At 72.6% G+C, this 12,932-nt stretch carries 13 protein-coding genes; all 13 read left to right on the forward strand.

Annotated elements, in window-relative coordinates:
- The first annotated feature begins 249 nt into the window (after nt 1-249).
- A complete protein-coding gene (rho, locus tag ABRQ22_RS04665) occupies nt 250-2,388 on the forward strand; it encodes a transcription termination factor Rho (RefSeq protein WP_353708745.1) in 2,139 nt (712 codons plus the stop codon).
- Nucleotides 2,389-2,554: 166 nt separating this feature from the next.
- Nucleotides 2,555-2,773 (forward strand): 50S ribosomal protein L31, encoded by a 219-nt coding sequence (gene rpmE / locus ABRQ22_RS04670; RefSeq protein ID WP_253053345.1) that lies wholly within the window; start codon nt 2,555-2,557, stop codon nt 2,771-2,773.
- Nucleotides 2,774-2,932: 159 nt separating this feature from the next.
- Complete coding sequence (gene prfA, locus ABRQ22_RS04675) at nt 2,933-4,036, forward strand: peptide chain release factor 1 (protein WP_253053347.1); 1,104 nt, start codon at nt 2,933-2,935, stop codon at nt 4,034-4,036.
- Entirely contained in the window at nt 4,029-5,018 is a 990-nt protein-coding gene (gene prmC, locus ABRQ22_RS04680) for a peptide chain release factor N(5)-glutamine methyltransferase (RefSeq protein ID WP_353708746.1), read from the forward strand. The genes prfA and prmC overlap by 8 nt, the downstream gene beginning before the upstream one ends.
- The gene (locus ABRQ22_RS04685) at nt 5,015-5,719 is read left to right on the forward strand and encodes an L-threonylcarbamoyladenylate synthase (protein WP_353708747.1); all 705 of its coding nucleotides are present in this window, start codon (nt 5,015-5,017) and stop codon (nt 5,717-5,719) included. Before prmC ends, ABRQ22_RS04685 begins: the two co-directional genes overlap by 4 nt.
- Nucleotides 5,716-6,972, forward strand: a complete 1,257-nt coding sequence (locus ABRQ22_RS04690; RefSeq protein WP_253053353.1) for an MraY family glycosyltransferase — start codon at nt 5,716-5,718, stop codon at nt 6,970-6,972. Before ABRQ22_RS04685 ends, ABRQ22_RS04690 begins: the two co-directional genes overlap by 4 nt.
- Nucleotides 6,969-7,451: a hypothetical protein gene (locus ABRQ22_RS04695; RefSeq protein WP_253053355.1), complete on the forward strand. Its 483-nt coding sequence runs from the start codon at nt 6,969-6,971 to the stop codon at nt 7,449-7,451. The genes ABRQ22_RS04690 and ABRQ22_RS04695 overlap by 4 nt, the downstream gene beginning before the upstream one ends.
- A 229-nt stretch (nt 7,452-7,680) precedes the next feature.
- Entirely contained in the window at nt 7,681-8,475 is a 795-nt protein-coding gene (gene atpB, locus ABRQ22_RS04700; protein ID WP_253053357.1) for a F0F1 ATP synthase subunit A, read from the forward strand.
- Nucleotides 8,476-8,585: 110 nt separating this feature from the next.
- The gene (locus ABRQ22_RS04705) at nt 8,586-8,822 is read left to right on the forward strand and encodes an ATP synthase F0 subunit C (RefSeq protein WP_047232897.1); all 237 of its coding nucleotides are present in this window, start codon (nt 8,586-8,588) and stop codon (nt 8,820-8,822) included.
- Complete coding sequence (locus ABRQ22_RS04710; RefSeq protein WP_353708748.1) at nt 8,822-9,421, forward strand: F0F1 ATP synthase subunit B; 600 nt, start codon at nt 8,822-8,824, stop codon at nt 9,419-9,421. Before ABRQ22_RS04705 ends, ABRQ22_RS04710 begins: the two co-directional genes overlap by 1 nt.
- Nucleotides 9,421-10,236, forward strand: coding sequence for a F0F1 ATP synthase subunit delta (locus ABRQ22_RS04715; RefSeq protein WP_253053361.1), 816 nt, complete (start codon nt 9,421-9,423; stop codon nt 10,234-10,236). Before ABRQ22_RS04710 ends, ABRQ22_RS04715 begins: the two co-directional genes overlap by 1 nt.
- A 109-nt stretch (nt 10,237-10,345) precedes the next feature.
- Complete coding sequence (gene atpA, locus ABRQ22_RS04720; protein WP_253053363.1) at nt 10,346-11,977, forward strand: F0F1 ATP synthase subunit alpha; 1,632 nt, start codon at nt 10,346-10,348, stop codon at nt 11,975-11,977.
- A gap of 2 nt (nt 11,978-11,979) precedes the next feature.
- The gene (locus ABRQ22_RS04725) at nt 11,980-12,876 is read left to right on the forward strand and encodes a F0F1 ATP synthase subunit gamma (RefSeq protein WP_253053365.1); all 897 of its coding nucleotides are present in this window, start codon (nt 11,980-11,982) and stop codon (nt 12,874-12,876) included.
- The last annotated feature ends 56 nt before the right edge of the window (nt 12,877-12,932 follow it).

The raw sequence follows: 12,932 nt of genomic DNA on the forward strand, positions 1-12,932 counted from the left end.
CGGTGCTAGGATGATTCCAGCCTTCGGTCACGCTCTCGCACCAGTACGTCCGCCCGCAGAGCGCGCTCTCATCCACCGGGTGTGCTGCGACCGAGCAGTCCGAGAGAAGGCAATCCAGCCCCGCGTCAGATGACGTCGTCGTACCACTGACGCGTGGCGACACCTACGCACCGGCCGTCACGGCCGGGCGTCGACCACCCGCGGCCCGCCCTCTGAGCGGCGGGCGCAAACGAGGGGGAAGGGTCCTTCGTGACAGACACCATCGACACCGCCACGAGCAGCGCGACCGGTTCGGCCGCTGCCGGCGGGACCGCCCGGACCGGCGCGCTCTCCACGCTGCGCCTCCCGGAGCTGCAGGCGCTCGCCTCGCAGCTCGGGGTCAAGGGCACGTCCAAGATGCGCAAGGGCGATCTTGTGGACGTCATCCGCGCCCGCACCGGCGAGCAGAGCGCCTCCGAGCGCCCCGCCGCGCCGCGGCGCGACACGGACGGGGCGAACGCCTCGGGCCGTGAGACGAGCGAGGCGCCCGCCGCCTCCGGGCGCGGCCGCAGCCGCCGCGCCGAGCGTCCCGCCGCGAGCCCGGCGGCCACCACCGACAGCGCCGCGACGGCGCGCCAGGACGCGCCGTCGGCCGCGAGCCGCGAGGAGCGGACGGCCGCCCCCGTGCTCGACCTGCCCGTGCGCGCCGACGAGCAGCGCACGGAACAGCGCGGCGAGCGTCGCGACGGTCGTCGTGACTCCCGCTCGGAGGCCGCCGCCGCGGTCGCCGAGGCGCTCGGCGAGCAGGGCGTGCGCACGCGCGACACCTCGAACGAGTCCGCCGACGAGCGCGCCGCGCGCGCCGCCGCGGCGGTCGGCCTCGTCACGGGCGAGCGCGGCTCGCGCCGTGCGGGTCGCGGCGCCGGCGCACCCCGGAACGGCGAGGGCGACGGCGACGCGACGCGCGCCGACCGTCAGCGCGACCAGCAGGGCGGCGAGCGCCAGCGCGACCAGCAGGGCGGCGCCCCGCAGCGTGAGCAGCAGAGCGGTGGCCAGGGTCGCGGCGAGCGTCAGGGCGACCGGCGGGACGACCGCCAGCTGCTGGATGACGAGCGCGGCGGCCGACGCCGCCGGGGTCGTGACCGCGGCCGCGAGCGCGACCGCAAGCGTGGCCGCAACCGCCAGGGACCGGACCTCGCGGGCCTCGACGACATCGAGGTCAACGAGGACGACGTCCTGCTCCCCGTCGCCGGCATCCTCGACATCCTCGACAACTACGCGTTCGTGCGCACGAGCGGGTACCTGCCGGGCCAGAACGACGTCTACGTCTCGCTCGGCCAGGTGAAGAAGGCCGGCCTGCGCCGCGGTGACGCCGTCACCGGCGCGGTGCGCCAGCCGCGCGAGGGCGAGAACCAGGGCAACACGGCGCGCCAGAAGTTCAACGCGCTCGTCCGCCTGGACTCGGTCAACGGCATGTCGCCCGAGGAGGCGCGCCAGCGTCCCGAGTTCACCAAGCTCACGCCCCTGTACCCGCAGGAGCGCCTGCGCCTCGAGAACTCCGAGGCCACGCGCCTGACGCCGCGCGTCATCGACATCGTCGCGCCGATCGGCAAGGGTCAGCGCGGCCTCATCGTCGCGCCGCCCAAGGCCGGCAAGACGATCATCATGCAGCAGATCGCGAACGCGATCACGGCCAACAACCCCGAGGTCCACCTCATGGTGGTGCTCGTGGACGAGCGGCCCGAAGAGGTCACGGACATGGAGCGGACGGTGAAGGGCGAGGTCATCGCCTCGACGTTCGACCGCCCCGCGTCCGACCACACGATCGTCGCCGAGCTCGCGATCGAGCGCGCGAAGCGCCTGGTCGAGCTCGGCCAGGACGTCGTCGTGCTCCTCGACTCGCTGACCCGCCTGTCGCGTGCGTACAACCTCGCGGCGCCCGCCTCGGGCCGCATCCTGTCCGGTGGTGTGGACGCGTCCGCGCTCTACCCGCCCAAGCGGTTCTTCGGCGCGGCCCGCAACATCGAGAACGGCGGCTCGCTGACGATCCTCGCCTCGGCGCTCGTGGAGACGGGCTCCAAGATGGACGAGGTCATCTTCGAGGAGTTCAAGGGCACGGGGAACATGGAGCTCCGCCTGTCCCGCAACCTCGCCGACAAGCGGATCTTCCCGGCCGTGGACGTCAACGCGTCCGGTACGCGCCGCGAGGAGATCCTCCTGTCGCCGGACGAGCTGAAGATCGTCTACAAGCTCCGCCGCGTGATGGGCGCGCTCGACCAGCAGCAGGCGATCGAGCTGCTGCTCGGCCAGCTCAAGAAGACCCAGACGAACGTCGAGTTCCTGCTCCACGTCCAGAAGACGACGCCCGGCGGTCTCGCGGACGACGAGAACGTCGGCCGCACGATCTGACGGTCGGTCGGCAGGAGCCGACGGCGGGCGGCCCCGGGAAGTTCTCGGGGCGCCCGCGCGTTCTGGCACAATGGTTCGTCGGCCTGCGTCCGTCAGGCCGTGTGTCGCCGGTTCACAGGTGCGGTCGCCGCACCTGACCCGGAGACGTCACCCCAAGGAGAAAACCGTGAAGTCTGGTATCCACCCCGAGTACGTCGTCACCGAGGTGACCTGCACCTGTGGGAACACCTTCGTGACGCGCAGCACCGAGGCGTCGGGCAAGATCAGCTCCGACGTGTGCAGCGCCTGCCACCCGTTCTACACGGGCAAGCAGAAGATCCTCGACACCGGTGGCCGTGTGGCCCGCTTCGAGGCCCGCTACGGCAAGAAGGCCGCCGACAAGTAGCGACACCGCAGCGCCGGTGGTCCGATCCCGACAACCTCTCCAGGGGCAGTCGGCGAGGTCGGACCACCGGCGCTGTTGCTTTGCCCGAGCGATCCTCCCGATCCTCGCGCGGTCGCGCCTCCCGACGACCGCGACCCGCCCGTCACCGAGGAGCCGTCCGTGACCGAGTCGTTCGCCGCCGTCGAGCCGCTGCTGGCCGAGCACGCCGACATCGAGACCCAGCTCGCCGACCCCGCCGTCCACGCCGACGCGGGTCGCGCGCGCACGCTCGGGCGGCGCTACGCCGAGCTGAACCAGGTCGTCGGCGCGTACCGCGCGTGGCGCGAGGCGAGCGACGACGCCGAGGCCGCCGCGGAGCTCGCGACCCTCGGCGGGGAGGACGGGGAGGCGTTCGCCGCGGAGCTCCCCGGACTGCGCGCCGCCGAGGAGGAGGCGCGCGAGCGCCTGCGCCGCGTGCTCGTCCCGCGCGACCCGGACGACGGCCGCGACGTCATCCTCGAGATCAAGGCGGGCGAGGGCGGCGAGGAGTCGGCGTTGTTCGCGGGGGACCTGCTGCGCATGTACCTGCGGTACGCGGAGCGACGCGGCTGGAAGACGGAGGTCCTCGAGTCGACCGACTCCGACCTCGGCGGCTTCAAGGACGTCCAGGTGGCGGTCAAGGCGCGCAGCACGCCGTCCGACCCCGCGGACGGCGTCTGGGCGAACCTCAAGTACGAGGGCGGCGTGCACCGGGTCCAGCGCGTCCCCGTGACCGAGTCGCAGGGACGGATCCACACGTCGGCGGCCGGGGTGCTCGTCTTCCCCGAGGTCGAGGACGCGGGCGAGGTCGAGATCGACCCGAACGACCTGCGCATCGACGTCTACCGCTCGTCCGGCCCGGGCGGGCAGTCCGTCAACACCACCGACTCCGCCGTGCGCATCACGCACCTGCCGACCGGCATCGTCGTGTCGATGCAGAACGAGAAGTCGCAGCTCCAGAACCGCGAGCAGGCGATGCGCGTCCTGCGCGCGCGCCTGCTCGCCGCCCAGCAGGAGGCTGCCGCCGCCGAGGCCGCCGACCTGCGCCGCTCCCAGGTCCGCACCGTCGACCGCTCCGAGCGCATCCGCACCTACAACTTCCCGGAGAACCGCATCGCGGACCACCGCACCGGGTACAAGGCGTACAACCTCGACCAGGTGCTCGACGGCGACCTCGACCCGGTCGTGCGCTCGGCGGTCGAAGCCGACGAGGCGGCGCGTCTCGCGAGCGCCGGCGATGCCTGAGCCGCTCGGTCCGACCCCGCCGTCGGACGGCGGCACCTCCGCCTGGCTGCGCTGGGCGACGGCGGTGCTCGACGCCGCCGGGGTGCCCTCGGCGCGCGCGGACGCCGAGCTCCTGCTCGCCCACGCCCTCGCGGTGCCCCGCGCCGAGGTGGCCCGTCGCGCGGTCCTCGGCACGCCCGTGCCGGACGACGTCGCGCCCGCCCTCGCGCAGCTCGTCGCCCGGCGCGCGCAGCGCGTGCCGCTCCAGCACCTCGTGGGCACCGCGCCGTTCCGGCACCTCGAGCTGGCCGTCGGACCGGGCGTCTTCGTCCCGCGGCCGGAGACCGAGCAGGTCGCGCAGGTCGCCGTCGACGAGGCCCGCGCGGTCGTGGCCGGAACGGGGCGCGCGACCGTGGTCGACCTGTGCACCGGCTCGGCGGCGATCGCGCTCGCCGTCGCGACGGAGGTCGCCGGGACCGACGTGCACGCGGTCGAGCTCGACGCCGCCGCCCACGCCTGGGCCGAGCGGAACGTGACGGCCGTGCGGGAGGCGAGCGGCGTCGTCGTGCGCCTGGTGCGGGGCGACGCCCGCACGGCGCTCGCCGGGCCCGCCGCCGACGGTGGTCTCGACGGCGTGGTCGACGTCGTCGTGTCCAACCCGCCGTACGTGCCCCCCGGCGCCGTCCCGCGCGACCCCGAGGTGGCCGACCACGACCCCGGCGTGGCGCTCTACGGCCTCGGGCCCGACGGTCTCGAGGTGCCGCGGGGGATCACGGCCGCGGCCGCGCGGCTCCTGCGTCCCGGCGGCCTCTACGTCATGGAGCACGCCGAGGTCCAGGCCGGCGCCGCGCGGGACATGGTCGCGGCGACCGGCGCGTTCGTCGACGTCCGCACCGTCGTCGACCTCACGGGACGCGACCGCATGGTCGTGGCCCGGCGCTCGGGACCCGAGCACGCCGGTGACCCGGAGCCCGCCCCCGAGCGTGGAAGGATGGACCCGTGAGCTCCGTCCACCCCGTGACCGACCCGAACACCTGGGGCGCCGGCATCGACGAGGCGGTCAACGCGATCTCCCGCGGTGGCCTCGTCGTGCTGCCCACCGACACCGTCTACGGCATCGGCGCCGACGCGTTCGACGCCGAGGCCGTCGCCGCGCTCCTCGCGGCCAAGGGCCGCGGCCGGCACATGCCGCCGCCCGTGCTCGTGCCCGACGCGCGCACGCTCGACGGTCTCGCCACCGACGTGCCCGACGCCGCGCGCCGCCTCGTCGAGGCCTTCTGGCCCGGAGGCTTCACCATCATCCTGCGGGCGCAGCCCTCGCTGGCCTGGGACCTGGGGGAGATGCACGGGACCGTCGCGCTGCGCATGCCCGACCACCCGGCGGCGCTCGCGCTCCTGCGCCGCACGGGCCCACTAGCGGTGTCGTCGGCGAACGCGACCGGACGTCCCGCGGCCCTCGACGTCGACGACGCGCGGGCACAGCTCGGCGAGGCCGTGGCGGTCTACCTCGACGGCGGCGCGGCGACCGGCGGGGTGGCGTCGACCATCGTCGACGCGACGTCCGACACGCTGCGCGTCGTGCGCCAGGGCGCGGTCACGCTCGACCGCCTCCGCGAGGTCGCGGACGTCGCGGGCCCGGACGACCCGCCCGCCGACGCCCAGACCGCCGACGACGCCGGGGAGCCGGAGGCGAACGGCGGGTGAGGGTCTACCTGCTCGTGATGCTCGTCGCCGCCGTGGTGACGTTCCTCACGACGCCCTTCGCGCGCTGGGTCGCGCTGCGCACCGGTGCGATCACCGCCGTGCGCGACCGCGACGTCCACACGATCCCGACCCCCCGCCTCGGCGGCCTCGCGATGCTGCTGGGCCTCGTGGTGGCGGTCGTCTTCGCGTCGCAGATGCCGTTCCTCGAGAGCGTGTTCGTCGGCGAGGTCGCGGGCCGGCTCGTGGCCGACCCGCGGATCTGGGGGATCGTCGGCGGGGCGGCGATCGTCTGCCTGCTCGGGATCGCCGACGACATCTGGGACCTCGACTGGATGACGAAGCTCGCGGGGCAGGTGCTCGCGGCAGGGCTGATGGCCACGCAGGGCGTCGTCCTGTACCGGCTGCCCCTCGGGATCGGGGACCAGCAGCTCATCTGGTCCTCGCGCCTCCAGCTCGCCGCGACGATCCTCGTGGTGGTCGTCGCGATGAACGCGGTCAACTTCGTCGACGGCCTGGACGGCCTCGCCGCGGGGCTCGTCGCGATCGGCGGCACGGCGTTCTTCGTCTACTCGTACGTGCTCACGCAGAAGGCGAGCGCCGACGACTACTCGAGCCTCGCGACGCTCGTGATCGCCGCGCTCGTCGGCATCTGCGTCGGCTTCCTGCCGCACAACTTCCATCCCGCGCGCATCTTCATGGGGGACTCGGGCTCGATGGTCCTCGGGCTCGTCATGTCGGCCGCGGCGATCGTCGTGACCGGCAAGATCGAGACCGACGCGCTCTCCGGCGCGCAGCAGATACCGGCCTTCATCCCGATCCTGCTGCCGCTCGCGGTGATCCTCCTGCCCCTGCTCGACATGGGCATGGCGGTGGTGCGCCGCGTCGCGCGGGGGAAGTCGCCGTTCCACCCGGACCGCATGCACCTGCACCACCGGATGCTCGCGATCGGGCACTCGCACCGGCGCGCCGTGCTCATCCTCTACGTCTGGACGGCGGTGTTCGCCTTCGCCGCCGTCGCGCTGGTGCAGTGGCACTGGCACGGCGTCGCCGTGGGCCTCGCCGTCGCCGTCCTGATCGCCGCGGTCCTCACCCTCGGCCCGCTGCGCACGCGTGGCCGGTTCCTGGACGACGACGCCGCGACCACGACGTCGTCCGTGCCCGTCACGACCACCACCTCCGACGACGACCCGAGCCCGGCCGCCCCGTCGGCCGCGCCCGCCGTCACGACACCGCCGAAGGAAGCCCTGAGATGACCACGAGCCAGCCCGATCCCGCCCAGCCGGACGGCGGGCAGCCCGCCGAGCAGACGATCGGCCCGCACGGCCAGGCCGTGCGCGCGGTCTTCCGGACCGCGCTGCGGGACGTCCTCGTGCTGCTGGGCGCGCTCACGGTCCTCGGCGTCGCGATCGGTGCGCTCGTCGCCGGGCTGCCGGGAGTGTGGGGCGCGCTCCTGGGCGTCGGCGTCGCGCTGCTCTTCTCGGCGACCACGGTCTGGGCGATGCTGCGCACGGTGGACGCGAGCCCGACGACGACCGCGGCGGTCGTCATGGGGAGCTGGCTCGCGAAGATGGTCGTGCTCATCGTCATCCTCGTGGTCCTGCGCGGCATGGACTTCTACGACCGGTGGGTCTTCGCCGGGGTCCTGCTCGTCGGCGTCGTCGGCTCCGCGGTGCTCGACTACCGGGCCGTGAGCAGGGGGCGGATCCCGTACGTCGAGCCCGACGCCCGCTGACCGACCACGCCCCTACCAGGTGGGCGGCGCCCGGGCCAGGGACCAGTTGCCCGGAGCGCATGAGCAAAATGTCACAAGCGCCGCCAGATCGGCGTGAGCACGCCGATCCATACGTTAGGCTACTGGCGAATCCATGACGGCCAGGTCCGACGGCGTGCCCACCAACGAGTGACGGCTGCCCGGACCACACGACCATTGGGAGTCCACCCTGTCCACGCTTGCGACCCCCGTGCTCCTCGCTGCTTCCGAGAGCGAAGGTGGCTTCCACGCGCCGTCGATCGCCGACTTCTTTCCGCCGGCCATCCTCTTCGAGGGCACGATCTTCCAGATCGACCGCATCTGGATCGTCCGCGTCGTCGCGACGATCGTCCTGCTGTCGATCTTCGTCATCGCGGCGCGCCGCGCGAAGCTCGTCCCCGGCCGGTTCCAGAACGCCATCGAGATGATCCTCGACTTCGTGCGCGTGCAGGTCGTCGAGGAGATCATGGGCAAGGAGAACGCGAAGCGCTTCGTGCCCATGATCACGACGATCTTCTGCGCGATCCTCGCGTTCAACATCACGGGCATCATCACCGGCCTCAACATGGCCGGCACCGCCCGGATCGGCATCCCGCTGCTCCTCGCCCTCTGGGTCTTCGTGACCTACTGGTACGTCGGCATCAAGAAGCACGGCCTCGGCGGCTACCTCAAGAGCAACCTCTTCCCCCCGGGGATCCCGGCGCCGATCTACCTGATCGTCACGCCGATCGAGCTGCTCCAGATCCTCATCATCCGGCCGGCCTCGCTGGCCATCCGTCTCGTCGCCAACATGGTCGCCGGGCACATCATGCTCGTCCTGTGCTTCGCGGCCACGCAGTACTTCTTCTTCGAGGCGGCTCCCGCGATGAAGGCGCTCGGGGTCCTCAGCCTGGCCGGCGGCTTCGCCTTCACGCTCTTCGAGATCCTGGTCGCCGCGCTGCAGGCGTACATCTTCGCCCTGCTCGCCGCGGTCTACATCAACATGTCGCTCGAGGAAGAGCACTGACCTGACGGTCGGCGCGCCTCGCCGCTCGCACCACCAGCTCGCTCCAGACGCATCAACCCACGCGACGCCGGACCACCCAGGGCCGGCGCCCAACGGAAGGAACACCCATCGTGGACGTCACCACCCTCGCCGAGGTCACCGGTAACCTCAACTCGGTCGGCTACGGCCTCGCCGCGATCGGCCCGGGCATCGGCCTCGGTATCCTCATCGGCAAGACCATCGAGGGCATCGCCCGCCAGCCTGAGGTCGCCGGCCAGCTCCGCGCCACCATGTTCCTCGGTGTCGCGTTCGTCGAGCTCCTCGCCCTGCTGGGTCTCGTCGCCGGCTTCCTCTTCCCCGCGGCGTGATGTCGGCGCTGACGAGCGCCGCCGGTTCGCTGGTGGCGCAGACGGAGGAGCCGGAGGGGATCGACCTCTTCCTGCCGGCCGGCTACGACCTGCTCTGGTCGGCGGTCGTCCTCGTCGTCATCGCGATCGTCTTCTACAAGGCCGTCCTGCCCAAGTTCCAGGCGGTGCTCGACGAGCGCACCGCGAAGATCGAGGGTGGCCTCGCCAAGGCGGAGTCCGCCCAGGCGGAGGCCGCGGCGGCGCTGGCGGAGTACCACCAGCAGCTCCAGGAGGCGCGCACGGAGGCGGCGAAGATCCGCGAGGAGGCGCGTGCCGAGGGCACGGCCATCGTCTCGGACCTGCGGGCGAAGGCGTCGGACGACGCCGCGCGCATCGTCGAGACGGCGCACCGCCAGATCGAGGCCGAGCGCCAGCAGGCCGCGGTCTCGCTGCGCAACGACGTCGGTCTGCTCGCGACGGAGCTCGCCTCGAAGATCGTCGGCGAGTCGCTCGCCGACTCGGCGCGCCAGAGCCGCGTCGTCGACCGCTTCCTCGACGAGCTCGAGGCCGTGGGTCCCGCGGCGGCGAGCGCGGCGGGCACGGCCTCCGAGGAGCGCTGATGCGCGGAACGAGCGGCGAGTCCCTGACGCAGGCGCGGGACCGGTTCGAGCCGGTCCTGCGCTCGGCGGGCGAGGGCGCGCTGGCGCTGGGCGAGCAGCTCTTCGCGGTCACCGCGGCGTTCGACGAGTCCGCGCCGCTGCGGCGCTCGCTCGCGGACCCGTCGCGGTCCGGCGCGGACAAGGCGGCCCTCGTGACCGCCGTCCTCGCGTCGGGCTTCGACGAGCGGGTCGTGGACCTCGTGGCCGGTCTCGTCCGGTCGCGCTGGACCCGCGAGGGTGACCTCGCGGACGCGACCGAGCGCCTGGGCCTGGACGCGGTCCTCGCGTCGGCCGAGGCCCGCGGTGCTCTGGAGAAGGTCGAGGACGAGCTGTTCCGGACGTCGCGCGCGCTCGTCGGGCAGCGCGAGGCGCGACAGGTCCTCTCCGACGACACGACCGACCCCGAGCGTCGCGCCGCGTTCCTGCACGCGCTGCTCGACGGCAAGGTCGACACGGTCACCGAGGTGCTCGCGGTCCACGCGACGCGCGCGCTGCGCGGTCGCCGGTTCGTCCCGACGCTGGGCTGGATCGGGGAGATCGCGGCCGAGCGCCGGCAGCGTCTCGTCGCCTCGGTCACGTCGGCCACGGTGCTCACGCAGGTCCAGCTCGACCGTCTCGCGACGCTGCTCGAGCGGGCCTACGGCCGCGCGGTGCAGCTCAACGTGACGGTGGACCCGGCCGTGCTCGGCGGGCTCCGCGTCCAGGTGGGCGCCGACGTCGTGGACTCCACCGTGCTCTCCCGGCTCGCCGACGCGCGCCGACGTCTCGTGAGCTGACGAGCCGACCCTTCCGACCGACGACCGTCCTGCCGGCCACCGGCCGCACAACCGACAAACGTTCGACCGCACCCGAACCACGAGGTGCGGCCACGACAGGAGAAGAGCAATGGCTGAGCTGACGATCCGGCCGGAGGAGATCCGGGCCGCTCTGGACAGCTTCGTGAAGTCCTACGAGCCCGAGGGCGCCGTGTCCGAGGAGGTGGGCCGGGTCACCCTGGCCGCCGACGGCATCGCCCAGGTCGAGGGTCTCCCGGGCGCGATGGCCAACGAGCTGCTGCGCTTCGAGGACGGGACCCTCGGTCTCGCCCTCAACCTCGACGTCCGCGAGATCGGTGTCGTCGTGCTCGGCGAGTTCACCGGCATCGAGGAGGGGCAGGAGGTCCGTCGCACGGGCGAGGTCCTCTCGGTCCCCGTCGGCGACGGCTACCTCGGCCGCGTCGTCGACCCGCTGGGCAACCCGATCGACGGCCTCGGCGAGGTCGCGACCGAGGGCCGCCGCGCCCTGGAGCTCCAGGCGCCCGGCGTCATGGCCCGCAAGTCGGTCCACGAGCCCCTCCAGACCGGTCTCAAGGCGATCGACTCGATGATCCCGATCGGCCGTGGTCAGCGCCAGCTGATCATCGGCGACCGCCAGACGGGCAAGACGGCGATCGCGATCGACACGATCATCAACCAGAAGGCGAACTGGGAGTCGGGCGACCCGACCAAGCAGGTCCGCTGCATCTACGTCGCGATCGGCCAGAAGGGCTCGACCATCGCGTCCGTCCGCGGCGCGCTCGAGGACGCCGGCGCGCTCGAGTACACGACGATCGTCGCGGCTCCCGCCTCGGACCCCGCGGGCTTCAAGTACCTCGCCCCCTACACCGGCTCGGCCATCGGCCAGCACTGGATGTACGGCGGCAAGCACGTCCTCATCGTGTTCGACGACCTGTCGAAGCAGGCCGAGGCCTACCGTGCGGTGTCGCTGCTGCTGCGTCGCCCGCCGGGCCGCGAGGCGTACCCGGGTGACGTCTTCTACCTGCACTCCCGCCTCCTCGAGCGTTGCGCGAAGCTCTCCGACGAGCTCGGCGCCGGCTCGATGACGGGCCTGCCGGTCATCGAGACCAAGGCGAACGACGTGTCGGCGTACATCCCGACGAACGTCATCTCCATCACGGACGGCCAGATCTTCCTCCAGTCCGACCTGTTCAACGCGGACCAGCGCCCCGCCGTCGACGTCGGCATCTCGGTGTCGCGCGTCGGTGGTGACGCGCAGGTCAAGGCGATGAAGAAGGTCTCGGGCACGCTGAAGCTCGAGCTCGCCCAGTACCGTGCGCTCGAGGCGTTCGCGATGTTCGCGTCCGACCTCGACGCGGCCTCGCGCGGCCAGCTGCAGCGCGGCGCGGTCCTCATGGAGCTGCTCAAGCAGGGCCAGTACTCGCCGTTCCCGGTCGAGGAGCAGGTCGCGTCCATCTGGGCCGGCACCAAGGGCAAGATCGACGACGTCCCGGTCGAGGACGTGCGTCGCTTCGAGTCCGAGCTGCTCGACCACCTGCGCCGCAACACGGACGTCCTCTCGACGATCGCCGAGTCCGGCAAGCTCGAGGACGAGACCGAGTCGCAGCTCGCCGCGGCGGTCGACGCGTTCCGCTCCGGCTTCCTCAAGGGTGACGGCTCGCCGCTCGTCGGCGGCGACACCGAGGACGAGGCCGAGACGGAGATCGAGCAGGAGCAGATCGTCCGGCAGAAGAGGGCCTGAGCATGGCCGGATCCCAGCGCGTCTACAAGCAGCGGATCAAGTCGACGCAGTCGCTCAAGAAGATGTTCCGCGCGCAGGAGCTCATCGCTGCGTCGCGCATCGGCAAGGCGCGCGACCGCACGGCCGCCGCGTCGCCGTACGCCCGGGCGATCACCCGGGCGGTCTCGGCCGTCGCGACGCACACGTCGACGAAGCACCCGCTGACCAGCGAGCGCACGGACACCAACCGCGTGGCGGTGCTCGTCGTCGCGTCCGACCGCGGCATGGCCGGCGCGTACTCGGCGTCGATCATCCGCGAGACGGAGCGCCTCGTCGAGCGTCTCGTGGCCGAGGGCAAGGAGGTCGCGCTCTACGCGGCCGGACGTCGTGCCATCTCGTACTACACGTTCCGCGGGCGCGAGCTCGCCGGCTCGTGGTCGTACGGGTCGGACGCGCCGAACTCGGAGGTCGCGGGGGAGATCGCGGACGCCCTGCTGGGCGCGTTCCTCGCCCCGGCCGCCGAGGGCGGCGTGAGCGAGCTGCACATCGTGTACACGCAGTTCGTCAACATGGTCACGCAGCGCCCGCGCGTCGTGCGGATGCTCCCGCTCGAGGTCGTCGAGGGCGTCGCCCCGGCGGGCAAGCACGACGTGCTCCCGCTGTACGACTTCGAGCCCTCGCCCGAGGCCGTGCTCGACGCGCTGCTCCCGCGCTACGTGCGCAGCCGGATCTTCAGCTGCCTCCTCGAGGCGGCGGCGTCCGAGCTCGCGGCACGTCAGCGGGCGATGCACACGGCGACGGACAACGCGGAGGACCTCATCCGCAACTACACGCGGCTGGCGAACCAGGCGCGTCAGGCGGACATCACCCAGGAGATCAGCGAGATCGTCTCGGGTGCCGACGCCCTGGCGGCGTCATGACGGGCCGCACGGCCCGCGCGGCCAGCACCATCATCGACAACCTGACCGACACCGCC

The sequence above is a fragment of the Cellulosimicrobium sp. ES-005 genome, from assembly GCF_040448685.1.
GTDB lineage: Bacteria > Actinomycetota > Actinomycetes > Actinomycetales > Cellulomonadaceae > Cellulosimicrobium > Cellulosimicrobium cellulans_G.

Bases quoted from the DNA above. Each gene is read 5' to 3' on its own strand.
- ABRQ22_RS04710 (WP_353708748.1), top strand. From the start codon at position 8,822: ATGTCGGCGCTGACGAGCGCCGCCGGTTCGCTGGTGGCGCAGACGGAG.
- atpA (WP_253053363.1), top strand. From the start codon at position 10,346: ATGGCTGAGCTGACGATCCGGCCGGAGGAGATCCGGGCCGCTCTGGAC.
- ABRQ22_RS04725 (WP_253053365.1), top strand. From the start codon at position 11,980: ATGGCCGGATCCCAGCGCGTCTACAAGCAGCGGATCAAGTCGACGCAG.
- ABRQ22_RS04715 (WP_253053361.1), top strand. From the start codon at position 9,421: ATGCGCGGAACGAGCGGCGAGTCCCTGACGCAGGCGCGGGACCGGTTC.
- ABRQ22_RS04695 (WP_253053355.1), top strand. From the start codon at position 6,969: ATGACCACGAGCCAGCCCGATCCCGCCCAGCCGGACGGCGGGCAGCCC.
- prmC (WP_353708746.1), top strand. From the start codon at position 4,029: ATGCCTGAGCCGCTCGGTCCGACCCCGCCGTCGGACGGCGGCACCTCC.